The sequence below is a fragment of the Streptomyces sp. B1866 genome, assembly GCF_031932565.1.
Lineage (GTDB): Bacteria > Actinomycetota > Actinomycetes > Streptomycetales > Streptomycetaceae > Streptomyces.
In genome coordinates this window covers 1-23706 of record NZ_JAVSCF010000035.1, presented here as the reverse complement: position 1 = coordinate 23706, position 23706 = coordinate 1, and the positions used below count along the sequence as shown (strand labels likewise).

18 protein-coding genes are annotated in these 23706 nt (G+C 76.0%); 10 read left to right on the top strand and 8 right to left on the bottom strand.

What is annotated here, in order from left to right:
- Window positions 1-207: 207 nt before the first annotated feature.
- Entirely contained in the window at window positions 208-831 is a 624-nt protein-coding gene (locus RKE29_RS08050; RefSeq protein ID WP_312004382.1) for a TetR/AcrR family transcriptional regulator, read from the bottom strand.
- Window positions 832-1053: 222 nt separating this feature from the next.
- On the opposite strand from RKE29_RS08050, the gene RKE29_RS08045 reads away from it, so the two are divergent.
- The 6 genes from RKE29_RS08045 (at window position 1054) to RKE29_RS08020 (ending at window position 10628) form a co-directional block, all read left to right on the top strand.
- Window positions 1054-2730: an FAD-binding dehydrogenase gene (locus RKE29_RS08045; RefSeq protein ID WP_312004390.1), complete on the top strand. Its 1677-nt coding sequence runs from the start codon at window positions 1054-1056 to the stop codon at window positions 2728-2730.
- 248 nt (window positions 2731-2978) lie between these two features.
- On the top strand, window positions 2979-4802 hold the full coding sequence (locus tag RKE29_RS08040) for an FAD-dependent oxidoreductase (RefSeq protein WP_312004381.1): 1824 nt from the start codon (window positions 2979-2981) through the stop codon (window positions 4800-4802).
- A 315-nt stretch (window positions 4803-5117) separates the two neighbouring features.
- The gene (locus RKE29_RS08035; RefSeq protein ID WP_312004380.1) at window positions 5118-5705 is read left to right on the top strand and encodes a helix-turn-helix domain-containing protein; all 588 of its coding nucleotides are present in this window, start codon (window positions 5118-5120) and stop codon (window positions 5703-5705) included.
- Between the two features lie 181 nt (window positions 5706-5886).
- Window positions 5887-8364: a molybdopterin-dependent oxidoreductase gene (locus RKE29_RS08030; RefSeq protein WP_312004379.1), complete on the top strand. Its 2478-nt coding sequence runs from the start codon at window positions 5887-5889 to the stop codon at window positions 8362-8364.
- A gap of 561 nt (window positions 8365-8925) precedes the next feature.
- The gene (locus RKE29_RS08025; RefSeq protein WP_312004389.1) at window positions 8926-9858 is read left to right on the top strand and encodes a pyridoxal-phosphate dependent enzyme; all 933 of its coding nucleotides are present in this window, start codon (window positions 8926-8928) and stop codon (window positions 9856-9858) included.
- A gap of 206 nt (window positions 9859-10064) precedes the next feature.
- A complete protein-coding gene (locus RKE29_RS08020) occupies window positions 10065-10628 on the top strand; it encodes a GNAT family N-acetyltransferase (RefSeq protein WP_312004378.1) in 564 nt (187 codons plus the stop codon).
- A 20-nt stretch (window positions 10629-10648) separates the two neighbouring features.
- Here RKE29_RS08020 and RKE29_RS08015 read toward each other — a convergent pair whose 3' ends face one another.
- Window positions 10649-11620 (bottom strand): SDR family NAD(P)-dependent oxidoreductase, encoded by a 972-nt coding sequence (locus RKE29_RS08015; protein ID WP_312004377.1) that lies wholly within the window; start codon window positions 11618-11620, stop codon window positions 10649-10651.
- Between the two features lie 148 nt (window positions 11621-11768).
- On the opposite strand from RKE29_RS08015, the gene RKE29_RS08010 reads away from it, so the two are divergent.
- Entirely contained in the window at window positions 11769-12359 is a 591-nt protein-coding gene (locus tag RKE29_RS08010; protein WP_312004376.1) for a helix-turn-helix domain-containing protein, read from the top strand.
- Between the two features lie 34 nt (window positions 12360-12393).
- On the opposite strand, the gene ligD is transcribed toward RKE29_RS08010, so the two are convergent.
- Window positions 12394-13293, bottom strand: coding sequence for a non-homologous end-joining DNA ligase (gene ligD, locus RKE29_RS08005; RefSeq protein ID WP_312004375.1), 900 nt, complete (start codon window positions 13291-13293; stop codon window positions 12394-12396).
- 49 nt (window positions 13294-13342) lie between these two features.
- On the opposite strand from ligD, the gene RKE29_RS08000 reads away from it, so the two are divergent.
- The gene (locus RKE29_RS08000; RefSeq protein WP_312004374.1) at window positions 13343-14341 is read left to right on the top strand and encodes a Ku protein; all 999 of its coding nucleotides are present in this window, start codon (window positions 13343-13345) and stop codon (window positions 14339-14341) included.
- Window positions 14342-14472: 131 nt separating this feature from the next.
- Here RKE29_RS08000 and RKE29_RS07995 read toward each other — a convergent pair whose 3' ends face one another.
- The gene (locus RKE29_RS07995) at window positions 14473-15300 is read right to left on the bottom strand and encodes an NAD(P)H-binding protein (RefSeq protein ID WP_312004373.1); all 828 of its coding nucleotides are present in this window, start codon (window positions 15298-15300) and stop codon (window positions 14473-14475) included.
- 141 nt (window positions 15301-15441) lie between these two features.
- Between RKE29_RS07995 and RKE29_RS07990 the strand changes: the two genes are divergently transcribed.
- The gene (locus RKE29_RS07990; RefSeq protein ID WP_312004372.1) at window positions 15442-16047 is read left to right on the top strand and encodes a TetR family transcriptional regulator; all 606 of its coding nucleotides are present in this window, start codon (window positions 15442-15444) and stop codon (window positions 16045-16047) included.
- Between the two features lie 150 nt (window positions 16048-16197).
- Here the strand turns inward: RKE29_RS07990 and RKE29_RS07985 are convergent, their stop codons facing one another.
- Window positions 16198-17145 carry a hypothetical protein gene (locus RKE29_RS07985; RefSeq protein ID WP_312004371.1) on the bottom strand — a complete coding sequence of 316 codons (948 nt, stop codon included), beginning with the start codon at window positions 17143-17145 and terminating at the stop codon, window positions 16198-16200.
- 335 nt (window positions 17146-17480) lie between these two features.
- Between RKE29_RS07985 and RKE29_RS07980 the strand changes: the two genes are divergently transcribed.
- Window positions 17481-19436, top strand: a complete 1956-nt coding sequence (locus tag RKE29_RS07980) for a caspase family protein (RefSeq protein WP_312004370.1) — start codon at window positions 17481-17483, stop codon at window positions 19434-19436.
- Window positions 19437-19523: 87 nt separating this feature from the next.
- On the opposite strand, the gene RKE29_RS07975 is transcribed toward RKE29_RS07980, so the two are convergent.
- The 3 genes from RKE29_RS07975 to RKE29_RS07965 all read right to left on the bottom strand — a co-directional run.
- On the bottom strand, window positions 19524-22337 hold the full coding sequence (locus RKE29_RS07975) for a CHAT domain-containing protein (protein ID WP_312004369.1): 2814 nt from the start codon (window positions 22335-22337) through the stop codon (window positions 19524-19526).
- Between the two features lie 6 nt (window positions 22338-22343).
- Window positions 22344-23048 carry an RES family NAD+ phosphorylase gene (locus tag RKE29_RS07970; protein ID WP_312004368.1) on the bottom strand — a complete coding sequence of 235 codons (705 nt, stop codon included), beginning with the start codon at window positions 23046-23048 and terminating at the stop codon, window positions 22344-22346.
- 4 nt (window positions 23049-23052) lie between these two features.
- Window positions 23053-23706 (bottom strand): hypothetical protein (locus tag RKE29_RS07965; protein ID WP_312004367.1); only part of this gene is annotated, 654 nt, incomplete at its 5' end.

Sequence of the window (23706 nt, the reverse complement as noted above, 5' to 3'; positions counted from 1 at the left end):
GCGGGCCGCGTCGCCGGGTGTGCCGTTACGGGGTCCGGCGCGGCGTCCGTACGGGTCGTACGGAACGTCGTACCGCGGATCTTCCGTACGCCCCGAGCCTGGCCCGCCGCGTCGACAAACCGCCGACAGGCCGCCGTCACACGGCCCGCGCCGCCGACACGGCGCCGCCAGGCGCCGACACAGGGGCCGGGGAGCGGGCGGGGGGCGTCAGCCGTCGCCGGGCGGCCGCCGTTCGGTGACGGCGGCCAGGATGCGCGGCAGGAAGCGGCGCTCCAGCGCGCCGGGCGGCAGCCGGTCGGGCTCGACGTAGCTCTGCGCCAGGCCGCCCTCGCGCAGGGCGATGAGGAGGCGGGCGAGGTCGTCGGCGTCGACGGTCAGGGCCAGGCCGGCACGGCCCAGGTGGGTGGTGAGGCCGCGGGCCAGCTCGGCGCGCAGCCGGGCGTCGTGCTGGGCGAGGACCCAGGCGGCCTGCGGGTCGCGGATGGCGTGCAGGGTGAACTCGGTGGTGACCAGGTACCAGTCACGCTCGTCCGGCTCGACGCGGCAGACCTGCTCCACCAGCCGCTCCACGGTCAGGTCGTCGGCCGGGATGGCGTCGACCAGGGCGGTCAGGCGGCGGACGGTCTGCTCGCTGTGCTCGTCGAACAGGGCGAGGAACAGCTCTTCCTTGCTGCTGAAGTTCGAGTAGAAGGCGCCGCGCGTGTAGCCCGCGCGGGCGCAGACCTGCTCGATGGTGGTGGCCTGGAAGCCGTGCTCGGCGAACGCCGCGAGCGCCGCCCGCAGCAGCGCGGCCCGGGTGCGCGGGCGGCGCTTCGTGGTGCCCTTGGGCATCGGGCCCTCCCGGCGCGGTGACGTTTCCGACGATACACAAGAGTATCGGATTCACGTACGTATCCGATACGGTGCGGGGCGGGCCGCGGGCAGGTTTTCACCCGCCCGCGCGGGCGGGTGAAAAGGCCGGAGCGGCCCGGAAGCCCGGAGACTGAAAAAGCCGGAGAGGCCGGAGAGCGGGCCGCCGGCGGCCCGGGCCCCGCGGGTCCGCCGAAGGGAGCGATACGGATGGACGCTGACGTCATCGTCGTCGGCTGCGGGCTGGCCGGGCTCGCCGCCGCCGCGGAGCTGGCCGACGCCGGCCGCCGGGTGGTCGTGGTCGACCAGGAGCCGGAGGCGAGCCTGGGCGGTCAGGCGTTCTGGTCGTTCGGCGGGCTGTTCCTGGTCGGCTCGCCCGAGCAGCGGCGCACGGGCATCGCGGACTCGCCCGAGCTGGCGTGGCAGGACTGGCTGGGCACCGCGGGCTTCGACCGGGGCGTGGACGACCCGGCGGGCGAGGACCACTGGGCGTACCAGTGGGCCCGCGCGTACGTGGACTTCGCGTGCGGCGAGAAGCGGGCGTGGCTGCACGGCCTGGGGGTGCGGTTCGTGCCCGTCGTGGGCTGGGCCGAGCGCGGCGGCTACCTGGCCGACGGGCACGGCAACAGCGTGCCGCGGTTCCACATCACCTGGGGTACGGGCCCGGGGCTGCTGGCGCCGTTCGAGCGGCGGGTGCGCGAGGCGGCCGAGCGGGGCCGGGTGGTCCTGCGCTTCCGGCACCGGGTGGACGAGCTGGTGGTGACCGGCGGCGCGGTCACCGGCGTGCGCGGCGCGGTGCTGGAGCCCAGCGGCGCGGCCCGGGGCACGGCCAGCTCGCGCGTGGCCACCGGCGCGTTCGAGCTGTCCGCGCAGGCGGTGGTGGTGACCTCCGGCGGCATCGGCGGCGACCACGAGCTCGTACGAGCCAACTGGCCGGCCCGGCTCGGCCCGGCGCCCCGGAGCATGGTCACCGGCGTGCCCGCGCACGTGGACGGCCGGATGCTGGCGATCAGCGAGCGGGCCGGGGCCCGCATGGTCAACCGCGACCGGATGTGGCACTACACCGAGGGCATCCAGAACTGGGACCCGATCTGGGACCGGCACGGCATCCGCATCATCCCCGGCCCGTCCTCGCTGTGGCTGGACGCGCGGGGCCGGCGCTTTCCCGCGCCGAACTTCCCGGGCTTCGACACCCTCGGCACCCTCAAGGCCATCGCCGACACCGGCTACGACTACTCGTGGTTCGTCCTCACCCACAAGATCGTGGAGAAGGAGTTCGCACTGTCGGGCTCGGAGCAGAACCCGGACCTGACGGGCAAGAGCCTCGCCGAGGTGCTGCGGCGGGTGCGGCCCGGCCCGAGCGGCCCGGTGCGGGCGTTCCTGGACAAGGGCGCCGACTTCGTCGTCGCGGACACGCTGCCGGAGCTGGTGGCGGGCATGAACCGGCTCACCGACGAGCCGCTGGTCGACCTGGACGGCGTGCGGCGCCAGATCGAGGCCCGGGACCGCGAGCTGGCCAACCCCTTCGCCAAGGACCTCCAGGTGATGGCCATCCACAACGCGCGCCGCTCGCGCGGGGAGCGGCTGCTGCGCACCGCGGCCCCGCACCGGCTGCTGGACCCGAAGGCGGGCCCGCTGATCGCCGTGCGGCTGCACATCCTCACCCGCAAGACCCTCGGCGGGTTGCAGACGGACCTCGCGGGCCGGGTGCTGCGCGCGGACGGCAGCGTACTGCCGGGCCTGTACGCGGCCGGGGAGGTGGCCGGATTCGGCGGGGGCGGGGTACACGGCTACCGTTCGCTGGAGGGCACGTTCCTGGGCGGCTGCCTGTTCTCCGGCCGCGCGGCCGGGCGCGCCGCCGCGGCGGCGACGGCGTCCTGACGGTCCCTCGTCCCTTTCCCGGGCCTTCGCGCCGACGGCACCTGACGGCCTTCCGTAGAGTGGACCAGGCGGTGCGCGACGGCGCGAACAGGGGGCGCGCGGATACCGGACGCGCCCGCGAATCACTCTCACGTGTGGTTTGAAATAAAAGCTATAACGCCCAAATGAGTGATCCTGAATGTTATTATGATCTTGATTGTAAGGAATACTGCACTTAGTCGAATTAGTGCGGCGCTAGCCTGCCCGCCGTGACAACGGACTCCTCACACACCGTTCGGCGCCGTGGATTCCTCGGCGCCGCCGCGTTCACCGCGGGAACCGCTCTCACCTCCGCCGGGGCCCTGGCCGCCCCGCCCGCTTCCGCCGCCGGCCGGACCGCCCCGGCCGGCGCCCGCCCCCGTCCCCGCGCCGGCCGCCGCGACCGCGACGCCAGCGGCGACCTGGCCCGCACCATGCTTCTGGTCGGCGACCGCGACGAGGACCTGAAGCTGGAGTACCTGCGCATCCTCATCGACCGCGGGCTGCCGCGCACGACCAGCCCCAAGAAGGTGCTCATCGTCGGCGCCGGGATAGCCGGTCTCGCCGCCGCGACCCTGCTGCGCGACGCGGGCCACCGCGTCACCGTCATCGAGGCCAACGGCAACCGCGTCGGCGGCCGGATCAAGACCTTCCGCCGGGTCTTCCAGGACAAGGCCCTGCACGCCGAGGCGGGCGCCATGCGCATGCCCGACGTGCACCCCCTGGTCCTGGCCCTGTCCGACAAGCTCGGCCTGGAGCGCCGCCTGTTCTACAACGCGGACATCGCGCCGGGCACCCGCCCGACCGGCGACGTGCCGCCGGTGACGTACCGGGCCTTCACCGGGGAGACCTGGACCAACGGCGACCCGACCGAGTTCCGCGCGCCCGCCGCCGTGCGGCGCACCCTGATACGCGTCAACGGGCAGCAGATCACCCGCGCCCAGTACGCGCAGAACCCCGCCCAGATCAACCGGAGCTTCGGCGCGACCGACACCACCACCATGGCCGCCGCCGTCGACCGGGCGCTCGCCGACGCGACGGTCCCGGCGGACGCCCCGGTCAACGAGCAGATCGAGGCGTGGACCGACATCATCAGCCGGTTCGACGACTACTCCACCCACCGGTTCCTGGTCGAGCACGCCGGGTGGGACCTGTCCCGCATCCAGGCGGCCGGGACGCTGGAGAACATGACGTCCCGCCTGCACTACTCGCTGTTCCCGACCCTGATGGACCACTCCCTGATCAACCCGGGCGCCCGGTACTGGGAGTTCAAGGGCGGGACCCAGACCCTCACCGACGCCCTCGCCAAGCCCCTGGCCGACGTCATCCACATGAACCGGCGCATGACCCGGCTGGTGCAGACCCGGTCCGGCGTACGGATCGAGACGACCGCCGAGTCGGGCACCGAGGACTCCTGCGACGGCGCGCCGCAGGCCCCGCGCGAGACGTTCACCGGCGACTACGCCATCGTCACCGTGCCGTTCAGCGCACTGCGGTTCTGCGAGTTCGAGCCGCTGCTGTCCTACCCGAAGCGGCGGGCCGTCACCGAGCTGCACTACGACTCGGCGACCAAGGTGCTGCTGGAGTTCAAGACGCGCTTCTGGGAGCGGGGCCGCGACGGGTTCACCGGCGGCGGCTGCGTGTCCGACAGCGCCAACCGCTTCACGTACTTCCCCTCGCACGTCGAGGACTCCGACGGCGGCGTGGTCCTGGCCTCGTACACGTGGTCCGACGACGCCATCCGGTGGGACTCGCTGACCGAGGGCGAGCGGTACCACTTCGCGCTGGAGAACATGGCCCGGATGTTCGGCCCGCGCGTGTACGACGAGTACACCGGCACCGGCGCCACCCAGTCCTGGGTGCGCGCCCGGTACGCGCTGGGCGAGGCGGTCATCTTCACGCCGGGCCAGCTGCACGAGCACCACGCGGCGGCGCGGACCGTCGAGGGGCGCGTGCACTTCGCGGGCGAGCACACCAGCCTCAAGCCCGCCTGGATCGAGGGCGCGCTGGAGAGCGCGGTGCGCACCAGCCTGGAGCTGCACAGCCGCCGCTGACGGGCCCGGGGCGCCGTACCGCACGTACGGGCCCGCCAGACACCATGCCCCGGTGCGCGTCGGCGTGCCGGGGCATGGCGCGTGCCGGGCCCGGAGGCAAGGGTCACCGGGCCCGGCACGCGTGCGGGGACAGCCCAGGCGGCCGGGCATTCCGCCGCGCTCCCTTCGCCGCCTGCGGCTATCCTCATCCATGCCGCGGATCGACTATACCGAACAGCATAGAGATTTCTCTAGTGATCGGTATAGGCGATGGCGCGCCAACCACGGCGCCCGGAGCGCCGAGGGTCCCGACGGTCCCGAAGCAGGGGTTACGGCATGGCACGACGGTCTGACGCACGCGAGCGCATGATGGGCAGCGCGGTGGAGCTGTTCCGGGAGCGCGGCGTGGCCGCCACGTCCCTGTCGGACGTCGTGGAGCGCGGCGACGCGCCCCGCGGCTCGGTCTACCACTATTTCCCCGGCGGCAAGGCCCAGCTCGCCGAGGAGGCCACGGCCCGGGCCGGCCGGGACATGGCCGCCTCCCTCACCGCCCTGACCGCCGAGCACGGGCCCGTGGGGGCCTTCCAGGCGATCGTCGACGACTTCCGGCGGCAGATGCTCGACAGCGGCTTCGACGCCGGGTGCCCGGTCGCGGCCGGGGCGCTGGCGGGCGGCGAGGCGCCCGCCGCGCGCGAGGTGGCGGGCGAGGCGTTCCGCACCTGGGAGGCCGCCCTGTCCGCCGCCCTGTGGCAGTACGGGCTGCCCCTGCGGCGCGCCGAGGGGCTGGCCACGCTGAGCATCTCGGCCGTCGAGGGCGCGCTGGTGCTGGCCAGGGCGCAGCGCAGCACCGGCCCGCTGGACCGGGTGCGCGAGGAGATGTCCGCCCTCCTGGGCGACCTGGTCGCCCGGCGCGGGGACGGCTGACAGCCGCCCCGTCACGCGCGTACGGGCGCTCGCGCGTACGACGCCGTACGTACGGACGCCGCGCCGCGTACCCATGTCGCTCCGCGGGGTTGACCCGTCCCATAGCTGCCTTCTACCGTGACGCGCACACAGTTATATCGCTCGGTATACATAATCGGCGTGCGAAGGGACGGTACCCGGGATGGTCCAGTCAGCGGCGCGCAAGACCGCCTGCATCCTGTGTGAGTGCAACTGCGGCATCGAGATCCAGCTCGACGGCCGGCGGTTCGCCCGGATCCGCGGGGACAAGGCCCACCCGGCCTCGCAGGGCTACACGTGCGAGAAGCCCCTGCGCCTGGACCACTACCAGAACGGCAGGCAGCGGCTGACCAGCCCGCTGCGCCGCCTGCCTGACGGCACGTACGAGCGGATCGACTGGGACACCGCGATCCGCGAGATCGCCGCGAAGCTGGCCGCGGTCCGGGACGCCCACGGCGGGCACACGATCCTCCACTACGGCGGCGGCCAGGGCAACCACCTGTGCGCCGTCTACGACCGCGCCCTGCTGCTGGGCCTGGGCGGCCAGTACTCCACGAACGCGCTGGCGCAGGAGAAGACCGGCGAGACCTGGGTCGACCAGCAGCTCTACGGCAGCCACACCAAGGGGGACTTCGAGCGGTCCGAGGTCGCGGTGTTCCTCGGCAAGAACCCGTGGCAGTCGCACAGCTTCCCGCACGCCCGCCCGACGCTGCGCCGGATGGCCGCCGACCCGGACCGCGCGATCATCGTCGTGGACCCGCGCCGCACCGAGACCGCCGACCTGGCCGAATTCCACCTCCGGGTGCGGCCCGGCACCGACGCGTGGTGCCTGGCCGCGATGCTCGGCGTCCTCGTCCAGGAGGACCTCGTCGACCACGCCTGGCTGGCCGAACACACCACCGGCACCGAGCCGGTGCTGGCGGCCCTCGCCGAGGTGCCGGTCGCCGACTACGCGCGGCGCTGCGGCGTCGAGGAGGACCTGCTGCGCGCCGCCACCCGCCGCATCGCGCGCGCGTCCAGCGTGTCCACGTACGAGGACCTGGGCGTCGAGCACGGCCCCAACAGCACGCTGTGCTCCTACCTGAACAAGCTGCTGTGGATTCTCACCGGCAACTTCGCCAAGCCCGGCGCGATGCACGTGCACTCGTGGATGTTCCCGCTGCTGGGCAAGTGGTACGTCGCCGGGTCCGGGCTGCTGCCCGAGCGGCCCTCGGCGCGGGAGCGGATCACCCTGGCCGCCATGCGCCTCGCCGCGCGGCCGCTGCGGTCCCTGGTGCCCCGGTTGGCCACCCGGCGGCGGGGGCGCGCGCTCGCCGACCGTCTCGCCTCGGCGCTGCTGTCCGCCACGTATCCCGCCGTCGGCCCCCGGCTGGGGCACGCCATCGCCAACCGGCTGATGATGACCGACGGCCCCACGCACACCCACGTCTCCGGCGCGCCGCTCGCCGGCGGCCTGTTCCCGCCCAACTTCATCGCCGAGGAGATCCTCGCCGACCACCCGGACCGCATCCGGGCGATGTGGGTCGACGGCGGCAACCCGGCGCACTCGGTGGCCGACTCGCCGCGCTTCAAGGAGGCGATGGCCGCCCTGGACCTGTGCGTCGTCATCGACGTGGCCTTCACCGAGACGGCGCGGCTGGCCGACTACGTGCTGCCCGCCAGCAGCCAGTTCGAGAAGTACGAGGCGACCTTCTTCAACGTCGAGTTCCCGCGCAACACCTTCCACCTGCGCCGCCCCGTGCTGGACCCGCTGCCCGGCACCCGCTCGGAGGACGACATCATCGGGTCCGTCATTCGCGAGATCGGCCTGGTGGACGACAAGCTGCTGCGCGCCCTGCGCACGGCGGCCACCGGCGGGCGGGCCGCGTTCAGCCTGCTGTTCTTCGCCGTCGTGGCCGCCCGCCCCGACCTGATGGGCGTCTTCCCGTACCTCCTGCGGGAGACCCTGGGGCCGACCCTGCCCGAGGGCGCCGAGTCGGCGGCCGTGATGTGGGGCATCGCCCACCTGGCCGCCCTCAGCCAGCCGGACGCGGTGCGGCGCGCGGGCTTCACCGGCACCGGCCACGAGCTGGGCGAGCGGCTGTTCGACGCGATCATGGCGGGCGAGTCCGGCGTCACCTTCACCGTGGACGACTACGCCGACGCGTGGAACTACGTCTGCCACCCCGACCGGCGCATCCGCACCGAGATCCCCGAACTGCTGGACGAGCTGCGGAAACTGCCGTCCGCGCGCAGCGACTGGACCAGCGAGGAGTACCCGTTCGTCCTGTCGGCGGGCGAGCGGCGCGCCTTCACCGCCAACGCCATCTACCGCGACCCGGCCTGGCGCCGCCGCGACGCCCAGGGCGCGCTGCGCATGCACCCGGACGACGCCGGTCCGCTCGCGATCGCCACCGGCTCGCGCGTCCGCGTGGTCACCGAGGCGGGCTCGGCCGAGGCGGTCGTCGAGGTCACCGACACGATGTACCCCGGCCACCTGGCCCTGCCCAACGGCCTGGGCGTCGACCACCCGGGCGAGGACGGCGTCTTCCGCCGCACCGGCACCGCACCCAACGACCTGACCCCCGCGCACCGCCGCGACCACATCATCGGCACCCCGTGGCACAAGCACGTGCCCGCGCGGGTGGAACCGCTCACCTGACGTCGGCCCGCGCGGGGCAACAGCCCCCGCCGGTCCGCGCCGCCGCTCCCCCTGCCGACCGGTGCGCGGCGGGCCGGCCGGTGTCCGGCACAGCGTGCCGGACACCGGCCGGCGCGGCGCGGCGGCGCGCCCGCGCGTACCGCCGATGTCCTCCTCAGGTCTACCCCCGGCTGCCACCACGGGTGGAGATCCATTTCAATCCGCTGCGGAATGTGCGGCCGCGCCGGTGCGCCTAACCTCGGGTGTGGCCGGTCGCCCGCCGGTGCGGCTTCGTCGGTTCCGGGCCGAGGCCCCGGCTCCGGTCAGGACCCGACAGCGCGGAGGGGCCGCGCGGGAGGCGTAAGCGGCGTACGGGCCCGTACGTGGACGGGGGGTACGGGCCCGTACGCTCCTCCGTACGCGGGGTGGGCGTACGGAGGCGGACGGGGGCCGGCGCGGTCCGGGGCCGCCGCTCGACGGCCGGCCGTCGGCCCCTGACGGGCAGCCGGGGACCGGCGGAGCCCCGCCGACCCCAGGAGCCCGGCAGCTTCGGGAGCCCCGGCGGAGAATGGGCCCGTGCCCATGGACGTGACCGCGCTGCACCCCCGACGCCCCTCCCCCGTACAGGATCTGCACGACGAGCGATTCGAACGCAGGGGGCTGCGGCTGCGGCTGTTGCGGGACGAGCTGATCCACCCGCTGGTCCCCGGCAACAAGTGGCGCAAGCTGCTGCCCAACCTGGAGGCCGCCGCGGCCGAGGGCCACACCCGGCTGCTGACCTTCGGCGGGGCGTACTCCAACCACGTCCGGGCCGTCGCGGCCGCCGCCGACGCCTGCGGCATGGCCAGTGTCGGCGTCATCCGAGGCGAGGAGCTGGCCCGCGCTCCCCGCAACTGGTCGCTGGCGCGCGCCGAGGCGTACGGGATGGAGCTGGCGTTCGTGGACCGGGGCCGCTACCGGCGACTGCGGCAACAGGCACAGGCCGAGGACCCCGGGGCACCGCGCGACCTGCCCGGCCGGTGGGGCCGGTGCTACGTGCTGCCCGAGGGCGGGACCAACGTGCTCGCCGCCCGAGGGGCCGCCGGGATCGCCGCCGACCTGCCCGGTCTCGGTCCGCGTGACCTCGTGTGCTGCCCGGTCGGCACCGGCGGGACGCTCGCCGGGATCGCCGCGGCGCTGCCCGCCGGGGCGCGGGCCCTGGGGGTCGCGGTGCTGCGCGGCGGCGCCGGATACCTGGAGGACGAGGTGACGCGGCTGCACCAGCGCGGGTGGGGGCGCGCGTTCGGCAACTGGCGCATCGACCACGACCACCACGGCGGCGGCTTCGCGCGCGTACCCGTCGAACTGGCCGGCTTCGCCGCCGCCTTCGAGGAGCGGCACGGGCTCGCGGTGGAGCGGCGGTACGTCGCCAAGATGCTCGCCTGCGTCTACGACCTGGCCGAACGCGGCGCGCTGGCCCCGGGAACGCGGGTCACCGCCGTCGTCACCGGTCCCCCGGAGCCGGAGGACGCCTGAGCGGCCGGCCAGACCAGGGCGGGCCGGGACGGGACGGGCCGCTGGGCGCCCGAGCGGCTGGTGCGGACCGGGAGCGGGCCGGTGAAGGGCGAGCTCCGGCCCCCGGGCGGAGCACGCGCGCCCGCACGGGCTGGAACCGGCCGACTCACCCTCGACATCGGGGAATCCGGTGGCGCGGCCGGGGACCCGGTGGCGAGACTCGCCGTATGCACGGGAAGCAGCCGGACCTGACGCTGACCGACGGGGAGGTCGTCCTGTCCCCGCTCCGCCTGGACGACGCCGCGGCGCACCTGGCCGGTGAGGACGCGGAGCTGGTGCGATGGCTGAACGGGGGCCCCGGCACCCGGGCCACGGTGGACGCGCACCTGCGGTGGTGCGAGGAGCAGTGGGAGACGCTGGGGCCGGTGCGCGCCTTCGGGGTGCGGGTGGCGGCCGGGGCCGTGCTCGCGGGCACGATCGAGGTGCAGTTCGGCCAGGCGGGGCTTGCCCCCGGGCAGGTGAACATCGCCTACGGGCTCTATCCGGCCTGGCGCGGGCGGGGCCTGGCGACCCGGGCGGTACTGCTCGCCTGCCGGTACGCGGCGCGGGCGGGGGCGGCCGAGGCGGTGATCCGGGCGGAGCCGGAGAACGCCGCGTCGGTGGCGGTGGCCCGCCGCTGCGGCTTCGGCTACCTCGGGCGCAGCGTGGAGGACGACGGCGCGCGGCTGGACTGGTTCGTGCGGGGGCTGGCGGCGTCGGACCCGGCGCCCGCGGGCCCGGCCGGGGTGTGACGCGGCGGCCCGCGCGCGGCTCAGCATGCGCGGCGCCCGGTGTCCGCGACTTCCGCGGGGAGGCCGCAGAGCCGCGCCGCCGTCGCCCACAGCTCCTCCTCGCGCCCCTCGTCGTAGGACTCGGGCGAGGAGCGCGTGGGACGGCCCCGGTCCAGGTAGGCGCCGGTCCCGCCGGGCCGGGGCCCGGCCGCCGCCCGCGCGAGCAGGCGCCCGGCGCGCTCGGGCCCGGTGGCGAAGGGGGTGGCCCGGGCGGCGTGCAGGACGGTGCGCGCCGCGAGCCGGGTGGCCGGGCCGGCGTCCCTGGTCAGGCCGGTGCCGGGGACGAGGCCGGGGTTGTAGCTGTACACGTCGATGCCGGGCGGGAGGCGGCGGGCCAGGGCGTGGACCAGGTAGATCACGCCGAGCTTGCTGGTCGCGTAGGCCCGGCGGCCCGCGCGCACGGTGTCGGCGGCCGGGCCGGTGCCGGGCTCGGCCAGCTGGTCGGAGGGCTGCCAGCAGGGGGCGGGGACCATGCCGAGGTTGTGCCGGGCGTCGCCGAAGTGGACGTCGCTGCCCACCAGGACGACGCGGCCGAAGGGGGCGAAGCTGTCGAGCAGCAGGCGCACCAGCAGGCAGGGCGCGAGGACGTTGACCGCGAAGGTGGTCTCGAAGCCGTCGACGGTGGCGCGGGTGGCGGAGGTCATCTGGATGCCCGCGTTCCCCACGAAGCCGATGAGGGGCGGGAGGTCGCCCCCGGCCAGCCGGCGGCGGGCCTCACCGGCCGCCGTGCGGACGTCGGCGAAGGAGGACAGGTCGCAGGGGAGAGCCGACACGTTCGCATTGCCGGTCTCGACGGCGAGGCCGGCGGCCAGCCGCCCGGCGTCGGAGGCCCGGCCCCGGACGGTCAGCAGGAGGTGGAGGTCGGGGTAGTCCCGCAGCAGGCACGCCGCCGCTCTGCGGCCCAGCCCCCGGCTCGCGCCCGTCATGATGACGGTGTGGTTCGGTGCGGTCACGGCGGCTCCTCGCTGGCAGGTCGTCGCTGGCAGGTCGTCGACCCCCGGCACGGTCGGACACGGGCACGAGCACCCCAGAAGACACTCCGTACCTCCTGGTACTCAGTACCATAAGGGCCGGAGTGCCTCTGTGTCTATACTGTTTTCCGTGCCCGAACGACCTCCCCTGCGTGAGCGCAAGCAGCAGCGCGTCAGAGAGACGATCGTGGAGGCCGCCTTCGCGCTCTTCGCCGAGCGCGGATTCGCCGACGTGACCGTCGCGGACATCGCCGAGCGGGCCGAGGTGGGCCGCACGACCTTCTTCCGGTACTTCGGCGACAAGCAGGAGGTCGTCTTCGCGGACGAGCAGCGGCTGATGGACGAGCTGCGGGCGCGGTACGTCCCGCCGCGCGAGGCGACCGAGCCCGATCTGCCCGAGGCCCTGGAGTGGCTGCGCGGGGCCATGTCCGTACTGGTCGCGGAGGTGACCCGGGACGGGCAGCGGTACGCGCTGCACGAGCGGCTCGTCACGGAGAACCCCGAGTTGTGGGACCGCAGCATCCGCAAGCTCCAGCGCTTCACGGCGGCCGCGGGCGACATCCTGCGCGCGCAGGGCGCCTCCGAGCTGACCGCCTCGCTCGCCCCCCAGCTCGCCTTCGCCTGCTACCAGGCGGGCCGCCGCCTGGCGGGCCCGGACCCGGAGGCGCTGGCCGCCGCCGTGGACGCGGCCTTCGAGGAGCTGCGGGGCCTGGTGGGGTAGGGGCCTCGTCGCCCCGGGCCGGCCGCCGGGACCGTCAGCCCCCCGCGCCCGGCGGCAGCGCGTGAGCGTGGTCCGGGTCGCACAAGGGGGCCAGCAGGTCGCCGTGGCGGGCCAGCCGGGCGGGGACGTCCTCGATGCGGAAGGCCAGCTGCTCGGGCCCGCGACAGCCCTCGACCTCCGCCCAGGTGACCGGCGTGGACACGGAAGGCTCGCGGCGGGCGCGCGGCGAGTAGGGGGCGACGGTGGTCTTGGCCGCCGCGTTCTGGCTGTAGTCCACCAGCACCTTGCCCGGCCGCAGGGAGCGGGTCATCTTGTGCACGACCAGGCCGGGCAGGGCGGCGGCGGCCTCCACCGCGAGCCCGCGCGCGTACGCGGTGGTCTGCCGGGAGGGGGTCGGGCGCAGGGGTACGAGCAGGTGCAGGCCCTTGGAGCCGCTGGTCTTGGCGTACGCCTCCAGGCCGTCGGCGCGCAGCCGCTCACGCAGCCAGCGGGCGACCGTACAGCAGTCGACGGCCGTGGCCGGGCTGCCCGGGTCGAGGTCGAACACCAGCCGGTCGGCCGTGCCCCGCCCGTCGCCCGCCCGCCACATGGGGGCGTGGAACTCCACCACCAGGTTCGCCGCCCACATCAGCGCGGGCAGGTCCTGCACCAGCACCTGCCGGGAGGCGCCGGAGGAGCGCGGCACCTCGGCCGTGGCCACCCAGGACGGCATGCCCGCGGGCGGGTTCTTGGTGAAGAACGTCTGGCCGTCCGGACCGTCGGGGTAGCGCAGGAAGGCCAGCGGGCGGTCGCGCAGGTGGGGCAGCAGGGCGCCGGCGGCCTGGGCGACGTAGTGCAGCAGTTCGCCCTTGGTGGTGCCCGTGGCGGGGTGGATGACCTTGTCGAGGTTCCTCAGCGCCAGCCGTCGGCCCGCCACCTCCGTGATCGGCGGCATACGATAAGAATCCCACTTAATGGCGCATAGGGCATGAAGGGGATGAACCATGAGATCCATATGGACGGGGAACATTTCCTTCGGCCTGGTCAGCATCCCGATCAAGATGTATCCGGCCACCGAGGACCACGCGGTCTCCTTCCGGCAGATCCACACCGCCGACGGCGGCCGGATCCGCTACCGCAAGGTGTGCGAGCTGGAGGACCGGCAGGTCGACGCGCAGGAGATCGGCCGGGCCTACGAGGACCCCGACGGCGCCCTCATCCCGATCACCGACGAGGACCTGGCCAACCTGCCGCTGCCCACGACCCGCACCCTGGAGATCGAGGCGTTCGTGCCCGCCTCCGAGATCGATCCCCTCCAGATGGGCGACGCGTACTACCTGGGCACCAACGGCAGCGCCGCCGCCAAGCCGTACACGCTGCTGCGCGAGGCCCTCAAGCGCAGCGAGAAGGTGGCCATCGCCAAGTACGCCCACCGGGGGCGCGAGCGGCTGGGCATGCTGCGCGTGGTGGACGACGTGATCGCGCTGCACCGGCTGCTGTGGCCGGACGAGGTGCGCGCCTCGGCGGGCCTGGCGCCGCAGGAGCGGGTGACGGTGCGGGACGCCGAGCTGGACCTCGCGGACACGCTGATGGACACGCTCGGCGAGGTGGACATCGGCTCGCTGCGCGACGAGTACCACCAGGCCCTGGAGTCGCTGGTCGAGGCCAAGGCGTCCGGGGCCGTGCCCGCCGCCGAGCCCGGGGCGCGGCCCGAGGGGGCGCAGGTGGTGGACCTGATGGCCGCGCTCCAGGACAGCGTGCGCAGCGCGCGGCGGGCCCGGGGCGAGGAGGCCGCGGCGGACGGCGACGCTCCGCGTCCCCGGGGCGGCGCGGCGGGCGGCGCCGGGGAGACGAAGAAGGCGGCGGCGCGCAAGAAGGCGCCGGCCCGCGAGGCGGCCTCCGGAAAGGGCACGGCGAAGGCGGCGGAGAAGGGCACGGGCAAGGCCGCGAAGGACGCGCCGAAGAAGCAGGCCGGCCGGCGCGGCACCCGCCGGGCCTCCTGACCGGTCCCGCCGGCCAGGCCCCCGGGGCGGAAGGTACGGCCGTATGGCGGCGCCCGCGGCGGGATACGGGTGGGCCTGGCGCGGCCGCCCCGCCCGGCGGGGGCGCGGACCGCCGCGCCGGCCGGGGCCCGTCAGCGGAAGGCCGCCGCGTTCTCCTGCGCCCACTGCGCGAACGTACGCGCCGGACGGCCCGTGATCCGCTCCACCTCCGGCGACACCGCGGCGGGGCTGTCGACGAGCTTGGCGTAGATGCGCAGCAGCGAGTCGGCGATGTCCTCGGTGAGGAAGCCGCCGACCATCGCCTTGCGCGCCTCCTCCGGGGGGACCTCCTCGTAGCGCACCGGGCGGCCGACGGCCTCGCCGATGACGCGCGCCTGGTCGGCGAAGGTCAGCGGCTCCGGCCCGGTCAGCTCGGGGGTGGCGCCCACCAGTTCGTCGCCGAGCAGGGCGCGGGCGGCGACGGCGGCGATGTCGGCCTCGTGGACCGGGGCGAACGCGGCACGCGCGTACGCCCCGCGCACCACGCCCGTCGCGCGGATCTGGCCCGCCCACTGCAGCGCGTTGGTGTCGAAGGCGCCGGGCCGGACGTGCGTCCACTCCAGGCCGGACTTCTCCACGGCCTGCTCCAGCTCGGCGTGGCGGGCGGCGATCGGGTTCGTACGGCCGTCCAGCGCGTCCAGGACGGAGGACGACGACAGGGTGACGGCGCGCCGCACGCCCTGCCGCACGGCGTCGGCCAGGAACGCGGTCAGGGCGTCGCCCGACAGGGCGGCCAGGTGCACGAACACGGCCGTGGCGGCCGCCAGCGGCGCCTGGTCCGCGCGCGCGACCCGCACCCCGTCCGGCACCCGCGCGCGCTGCGGGTCGCGGGTCAGCGCGCAGACCTCGGCGCCCGCCTCGGCCAGCTCCCGCACCAGGTGCCTGCCGACGTTCCCCGTGGCTCCGGTCACGACGATCATGAGGGTTCTCCCCTTGCTCAGTGGTCGTTACAGTGGTCGCGGCCATGCTTCAACCATTTGGATGATGTTGTCAAACCTATAGATGACCGCGTCGGCGTCCTCCCGCTAGCCTGTCGGGCACACGTACGACGAGGGGACGAGATGACGGAGACGTCAGGCACGCCGAGGAGCCCCCGCCGCGCCCCGGCGCCCGACGAGCGCAAGCTCGACGCCGAGCGGTCCCGGCGGCTGCTGCTGGAGGCCGCCAAGGAGGAGTTCGCCGGGAAGGGCTTCGCGGGCGCGCGCGTGCAGGACATCGCGGACCGCGCGGGCGTCAACAAGCAGCTCATCAACTACTACTTCGGCGGCAAGGAAGGGCTGTACGAGGAGCTGGGCCGCGAGTGGCTGCGCCGCGAGGCGGCCTTCAACGACCCCGCCGTCCCCCTGGACGAGCTGGTCGCCCGCTACCTGGATGAGACCTTCCGCGACCCGCGCGGCGTGCGCCTGGACGTGTGGCGCGGGCTGGCCGGGGAGCGGTGGGAGCAGGAGCCGGAGGACCTGTCCGACCTGCGGCGGCGGCAGGCCGAGGGCGAGCTGGCCGAGGACCTGGACGTGGCCGCCGTGATGCTGCTGTTCTTCGCGGCGGTCTCGGCGCCGGTCGTCCTGCCGCACGCGGTGCGGCGCATCTTCGGCGTGGAGCCGGACTCGCCGGAGTTCAGGGAGCGCTACACGCGCGAGCTGCGGCGCGTCGTCCGGCACCTGGCGTAGGGCGTACGGGTCCGGGCCGCCCGCGCGTGCGAGCGGCCCGGACCCGTACCGCGCAGCGTGCGTCCTCGCGCGCGTACGGCCCGCGCGGGACGGAAGCTGTCCGGCCGCCCCGCGCGGGACGCGAGCTGTCCCGCCGCCCCGCGCGGGGCGTCAGCCGCGCAGCCGCACCCCGTGCCGGGTGCGCAGCCGGTGGATCTCCCACCACGCCAGCGCCGACACCGAGGCCGGCCCGCCGACGAAGGCGACGGCCTGGACCAGGGGCGGGCCCGGGGGCAGGCCGTCGACGGCCAGGCTGACCCCGGCGAACTCCCACACCAGGACGGCGGTCAGCAGGGCCGGGAGCGTGGCGTGCACCTCCTCGGTCCGGAAGCCGTTGCGCGCCAGGACGATCGAGGCGGCCATCAGGAAGAAGAACAGCCACGCGAACACGAGCATCACGGCGAAAGTCGCCACCACGGCCGTGGCCGACACGCTCTTCCCGGTGTCCTTCAGGCCGCCGAGCGCATTGACCGTGAAGCGAGCCGCGACCGCCGCGGTCAGCACGCCCACGTAGACCAGCGCGGACCGCAGGGGGCCGCGCAGCGCGGACTTCATGGCCGGGCGCCGGTGGTCGGCGGCCGTCCGCAGCATGAGCCAGATGACCAGGGGCGCGCTGCCGAGCAGCAGCCACGGCGTGATCGCGATCCGGATCATCCCGCCGTTCGTGAACTCCGACCAGTCCTTCTCGGCGCCGTAGACGGCCAGCACCAGCAGGGAGACGGCGAACCCGGCCACGGCCCGGTAGCCCTTCAGCCGCGCCACGTCGTGGTCGTGCACGCGCGCGGCGCCGTCCCCGGCGAACACCCGGTGCGCGGAGCGGCGCGCCGAGCGGTACATGGCGTATATCACCAGGGGCGCGCCCATGAACGGCAGCGTGAGGACCAGGAGGCAGCCGGAGCGGCGGGAGCGCGACAGCAGCTCCCGCGCGGTCGGCCAGTCCTCCCCCGGGCGTCCGGAAGGCCCCGGGCGGCCGGGGCGGCGCCGTCCGGGCGGGGCGGGCGGTACGGGCCCGGGCGGCACGTACGGGTGCGGCGGCGGGTACGGGGGCCGGGCGGCCATGGCTGCCTCCCTGGGGACGCGGTTGACGAGCGGTCGACCAGGAGGTGCCGACGGGACGAGCGGTATCCCCGCACGGCCCGCCCGCCCGCCGGCCCTACGGCCGGGCGGTGACCGGGCGGCCGGGCGGGAGACGGCCGGCGCCGGCGCGGCGGCGGGTCAGCTGGTCACGGGCGGGCCGTGCGGGCCCCCCTGAAGCCCGGGAGCACACATCGCACTCCGGGCGACAACAGTGAACACCAGTAAGCGGCGAGTTGGACCCTTCCGGTCCCCATATGCCCCGGAAACAACCGGAGTTCGCCCGGAGTGTGCCCTGGCCGCTCTGGCATGCTCGCCCCATGCGGACCGTTTATGCCCTGTTGGTGGGAATCAACGACTATCCGGAACGGCCGCTGCGCGGCTGTGTCCACGATGTGGAGGCCGCCCGCGCGTGGTTGCTGCGGCAGTCCGGCTTCCGCGCGGACGTCCGGGTGCTGACCGACGCTCAGGCCACCCGGGCCGCGGTGCTCGCGGGCATCGAGACGCACCTCGGGCGCGGCGGGCCGGGCGACACGGCGCTGCTGTGGTTCAGCGGGCACGGCGCCTCTGCCGACACCGGCGAGGACGACCCGCGCGAGGCGACCGGCCGGCACCAGGCGCTGGTGTGCCACGACAGCCTCGCCCAGGACGGGCAGCCGCTGCTGGCCGACGCGGACCTCGGCGGCCTCCTGGACGGCATCGCCGGGCGCGGCGCGCACACCGCCGCCGTACTGGACTGCTGCTTCTCCGGCGGCGCGACCCGGGACGGCGGCGCCGCCGCGACTGGCGGCAGTGGCCCGGCGGGCGGGGACGACCCGGGCGCGCGAGGCGTGGCCTGGCGGTCGTGGTGGCACACGCCCGGCACGCGCGTGGGCGGACGGCCGGGTCCCGCGCCCCGCGAGCACGTGCTGCTGGCCGCCAGCCGCCTTGACGAGCGGGCGCACGAGGGCCCGCTGGACGGCCGCCACCACGGCCTGTTCAGCCACGCGCTGCTGGGCGCCCTGGACCAGGCCGGATCCGCGGCCACCTACCGCGAGCTGCACGCCCTCGCCGACGCCCGGGTGCGGCGGCTGCGCCCCGGCCAGCACCCGACCCTGGTGGGCCCGGGCGACCAGCGCTTCCTGCTCGGCGGCGGCGCCCCCGGCGCGCCGTTCCTGCTGCGCCACGCCGCCGGGGGCTGGGAGGTCGACTGCGGGGCCGCGCACGGGCTGCGGGCGGCCGGGGCCGAGTTCACGCTGCTGCCCGCCGGGGACCCGCCCGGTCATCGCGCTCCCGCGCGGGTCGTCACGGTCCGCGAGGTGCTGCCGGAGGTCTCCCGGGTGGCGCCCGCGGGCTGGCGGCCCACCGAGGCCGACCGGGCCGCGGTGCACCCGGTGACCCCGTCCGCCCTGGCCTTCCCGCCGGCCGCCGTCACCGTCCGGGGCCCGGATCCGGCCGTACGGCTGGTCGCCGAGGCGGTCGGGGCCTCGCCGCTGCTGGCCCTCGGCCCGCCGCACGGGCCCGTCCCGGCCGCGGGCACCTCGCCGTACGGGCCCGGAGCGGACGCGGGCACGCCGCTGCGCGTGGCGGCGGACGGCGGGCTGGCCCGGGTGCTGGGCGGCGACGCGGGGTACCCGCTGCCGCCGCTGCCGCTGCGGACGGCCGCCGACGCGGCGGGGGTGGCCGACTGCCTGGCCCACCTGGCCCGCTGGCACCGCCTGCGCGACCTCGCCAACCCCGACCCCACGCTGTCGTCCCTGGTGCGCGTCACCGTCGAGACCATCGACCCGGCCCTGGGCGAGGCCGCGTACACCGCCACCGGCGAGGTCCGCTGCGCGTACGCCCCGGACGGCACGCCCCCGCGCGTGCGGGTACGGATCCACAACGGCTCGGACCGCACGCTGTGGTGCGTCCTGCTCGACCTGACCGACAGCTACGCCTCCTCCCCCGCCCTCTACCCCGGCGACTTCGTCGGCCCCGGCCGCACCGCCCTCGCCCTGCGCGGCGAACCGGTCTGGCTGTACCTCCCCGAGGGCCGACCGGCGGTGCCCGGCGCGTCCGTACGGGACTGGCTGAAGCTGATCGTGGCCGAGAACGAGCTGAACACCGAGCCGTTCCGGCTCCCCGCCTGGTCCCCGGCCTCCCCGGGCGCCGGGGCGCGCGGCGGCGTCGGCGGCGCGGTGCTGCGGCTCGCCGCCGTGGGGGCGGGACCGGCGGGCAGCCGGGACGCCGGAGGCGAGCCGGGCCCGGGGCGGTGGGGGACGGTGACGGTGGCCGTCCGCACCGCCGTGCCGTAAGCCGTAAGGGCGCCCGGACGGGTCGAAGATCGACTCACCCCGCCCCGGGCCGACTGACGGCCGTCCCGCGCGGGCGGGCGGGAACCGTCACCAGCCCAGGTGGGTGAAGCCCGCCCAGCCCGCCAGGTCGTCCGCCTTGATCAGCGGCACCCGGGCCGCCAGGCGCGGCGGCATGTCCGCGGGCGCCGCGCGGCCCGGGTCGAGCATCCACAACTGGGCGGCGCGCAGCGCCTGGCCGGGCGGCATGCCGTCCCGGTTCATGTGGTGGTGGGCCATGTACATCAGCAGCGACGTCGCCTCGTCGGGCACCGGCCACAGCGAGCCGAGCACCGAGCGGGTGCCCGCCACGAGGAACGCGGTGGCCAGGCTGTACGCCTCGTCGTAGCCCCGCCCGGAGACGTTCGTGCGGCAGGCCGCGAGGACCACCAGCTCCAGCCCGGCGTAGCGGCCGGCGCTCTCGGTCAGCTCCTCGGCGGCCAGCCGGCCGCCGGCCAGCGCCAGGTACGCCGAGTGCCGCTCGCCCTGCTCGACCACGCCGTGGCAGGCCAGGTGCAGCGTGCCGCCGCGCCGGCGGGCCAGCCAGCCGGTGACCGCGGCCGGGGTGCCGGTGCGGTGGTCCATGCGGTCGCCGCCGGGGTGGAAGACGCGGTGGATCGCGTCGGCCTCCTCGCCCGCGTGCCGCAGGTCGCCGGTGGGGTCGCCGACCACGAGAGCCTGGCCCGGACCGGCCGGCGGCCGGGCGGCGACCTCGCACAGCAGCCGCGCGGAGGGCGCGTACGACACGAGAGCGTCCTCGCACGCGTACCGCGCCCGGCCCCGGCGGCCGCCCGCGCGTGCCGCGTGCCAGGGCACCATGCCCAGCGCCCCCATGGGCACCAGGACCAGCGACGGCACCCGGCCCGGGCGGCGCGGCAGCTGCGCCAGCAGCGGGCCGGTCACGGCCTCGCCCGCCCAGTCGCACAGCCGCTCCAGCGCGGCCCGCGCCTGGTCCGGGGCGGGCGGCGCGGGGACGGGGGCAGGGCCGTGGCCGGGCGGCGGGCCGCCCGCGTCGCGGCCCGGGGCGCCCGCCGCCTGGTAGGCCGTCAGCGCGGGCGCGTCCAGGGTCAGGCCGGGCAGCGGCACCGGCCGCACCGCGCCGTCCGGGAGCACCAGCAGGGCCGTGCCGGGCACGGCGGCCCCGGCCTGCACGTAGTCACCGGCGGGCACCAGGTAGGCCAGCGCCGAGGCGCCCAGCGTGCGCAGCGCGGCGGCGATCTCGGCGACCGGCGGCGTCTCGATCAGGCGGCGGCGGTACGGGGACGCCCCGAGCGCGTCCAGCACCCGCCGCCGCAGCCGGGTGGACGGGCCGGACAGGCCCGGATCGGCGGCCAGGCCGCCCGGGTCCAGCGGGTCCGGCGGGGGCGCGCCCGCCGCCCGCCACTCCTCGGCCAGCTCCGGCCGGCCCAGCTCGTCCAGCATGCGCGGCACCGTGGCCGCCACCGTCGCCGCGTGCAGCACCAGGCCGCGCCCGGCGTCCAGGGCCCGAACGGCGTCCTCGTGCGCGCCGTCGGCCAGGCACCAGCGGGCCGCCTCCAGCGCGGCCTCCGCCGCCTCCCGGCCGACCTGCGCCGCGTACGCCGTACCGGACTGGAGCAGTACGTTCCAGGCGATGCCCGGCAGCGCCTCGACGGCGATCCGGCGGGCCTCGTCGCGGTCGCGGCGGCCCGCGCGGGCGTCCGTCAGGGCGCGGTAGTCGCCCCGCATCCGCAGGGCCCGTGCCAGTTGCCGACCAGTGGCGGCCCACTGCGGGTGTTCCGGCCCGCGGGCGATCAGCAACACGTGCCGCAGCCAGGAGATGCCCTGGTCGAGCCCGTCCATGCGCTGGGTGAGGCTCGCCAGCATCAGGTGGCCGACGCCGAGGGCGCCCGCGTAGCGCACCCACCGCTCGTCGTCGGGTTCCAACAGGTAGACGGCGTCCTCCAGCAGGGCCAGGCCGTCGCCGAGCGCCCGCGTGTCCCGCACGGACCCCGCCAGCATGATCCGGCCCATTCCTGCCTGCCCGAGCGTGGTGATCCGCGCGTCCTCGGGCAGTTCGGCCGTCTCCCGCCGGACCTCCGCCACGGGCCGCGGGGTGGCCGCCGACCCGACGGCCCCGCCCAGGGCGGCGAGGGCGCCCCGGAAGCCCTCCAGGCTCGACCGGGAGTCCACCAGGCCGGGGGTGTCCGGCGGTATCCGGGCCAGCGCCGCCTCCATGGCGGCCACGGCCTCGGCCAGGGCGGTCGGGTCCTCACGCCGTGCGGCCTGGGTGGCGCGCAGCCCGGCCACGTCCAGCGCGAAGACGGCGCGCGCCCGGGGGTCTGCCGCCGCGGTGGGGGCCGCGTACTCAAGGTCGCGGATGGCCGCCTCGAAGTCCGCCTCCCCGCCCCTGGTCTGCGCCAGCTGGGCGCGTACGGCGGCGTACGCGGTGTCCACCGCCTCCCGACCCGGGCCGGGCGCCACCCCCGCGCGGGCCTGCTCCAGCCGGGCCAGCTGCCGCTCCAGCTCGGCCCGGTCGCTTCCCTGCGCGGGGGACATCGCGGACAGGGCCACCGTCACGGCCCGCCACTGGGGGTCGGCGGGCCCGTGGGCCAGCGCGGCGTCCAGCAGTTCCTGCTCCTGCTCGGGGGTGGCGTACTGGCGGTGCACGCCCAGCAAGGTCAGCAGGGTCAGCGCGTACCCGGCGAACTCGCCGGAGGCCGGGGTGCCCGGCGGCAGCGCGCGCCAGTCCGCGTACACGCGCGGGAAGACATCGTCCACGTCCGGGCAGCCCACGTGGTCGCGGATGAGGGCGACGAGCTGCGGCAACTCCACCAGGCCGCCACCCCACCTGCGCTTCACCTCCTCCAGCAGGAGGCGGAGGTCGTAGTCGGGCGTCTGGGTCATGGCGCGTCAGATGTCCGTTCCGGTGCTGGTGGTGGCGAGGTGGACGGCCGCGGGTCGGGCCGGGGCGACGTGCGCGTGGTACGGGGCGAGCACGCCGTTGAGCCAGCGCTCGCCCTCGGGGGTGCCGAAGTCGACGGGCGGGGCGCCCGCGGGCTCCAGCGGCGGCGCCGTGCACCGGTCCTCGAACAGCACCGCCACCCGGTCGGCCGGCTCCCGCTTGGACGGCCACACGAAGCCCTGCGCCCACGGCTCGGTGCGCCGCCGTATCCAGTGCGCCCAGTGGCGCGTCTGCGGGTACTCCGCGCTCTCGGCGTGGACCAGCCAGGTGTCCTGGCCCACGGCCGCCAGGTCGGCGCCCGACATCAGGGACACCACGGCGGTGTCGGCCGCCAGCCGCAGGTACGACAGGCGGCGCCGCTCGACGGCCACGCGCGGGATCAGCCGCGGCCCGCCGTCGGCGGCGAACGGCACCGAGCGCAGCAGGGCCTCGCACACGGCCGCCGCCACGCCGAGGCCGACGTAGACGAAGCCGTACGGGTCGTACGGGGTGCTGTCGAACCGCCCGCCGTCGTAGAAGGCGTGCGCGGGCACCGGGTTGAAGGCGGTGGCGGACCGGTGCGCGGAGTGCACCCGGTAGGCGGGCGTGCCCGCGGGCAGGGTGACCTGGTGCGGGGTGCCGGGCAGGGCCGCGGGCGGGCGGTGGTTGGGCACGACGTCACGCGCCCTGGCCGCGAGGCCGGTCGGGGCCGGGGCGTGCGGGTCCGGGGCGCGCGGGGTCTGACGGGTTCGAGGGGTCGTCGCGTTCGGGGGCCGGAGGGTCGGCCGGGTCCGCGGGCGCGCGCCCGTCCGCGTCCGGGTCCTGGCCGGTGAGGGCGCGCGCGGCGGCGTACAGCTCGGCGTCCCGCGCGTGGCCGAGCAGCCCGGCCGGCGGCCCGCCCCACCAGGCGTGGTCCGACAGCCACCAGTCGGCCGCGCCCCAGGGGTCGGCGTCGGCCCGCAGCAGCCCGTTGACCGCCACCACGGCCGGCCAGGGCATGCCGCCCGCCTCGAACTGGAAAGCGGGGTAGCGCAGGCCGCCGCCGTCGTCGGACAGCGCGATCAGGCCCCGTACGGCCGGGAAGCCCGGCCCGTCCGGCACCTGGGCCCGCGTCAGCGCGGGCGCCGCGAGCAGCCGCTGCCGCACCCGGCCGAGCACGGGCCCGACCATGGGATTGCCGTCGAGCACCAGCAGGCACAGGTCGGCGGGGCTGTAGCCGTCGTGCAGCGCGGTGGTCAGGGCGGGCGGCGGCGCGGCCGGGCGCGCGTAGCGGGCGGCGTCCGGGCCGGTGCCGGCCCGCGCGCGCAGCCGGTCGGCCTCCGCGGCCGGCAG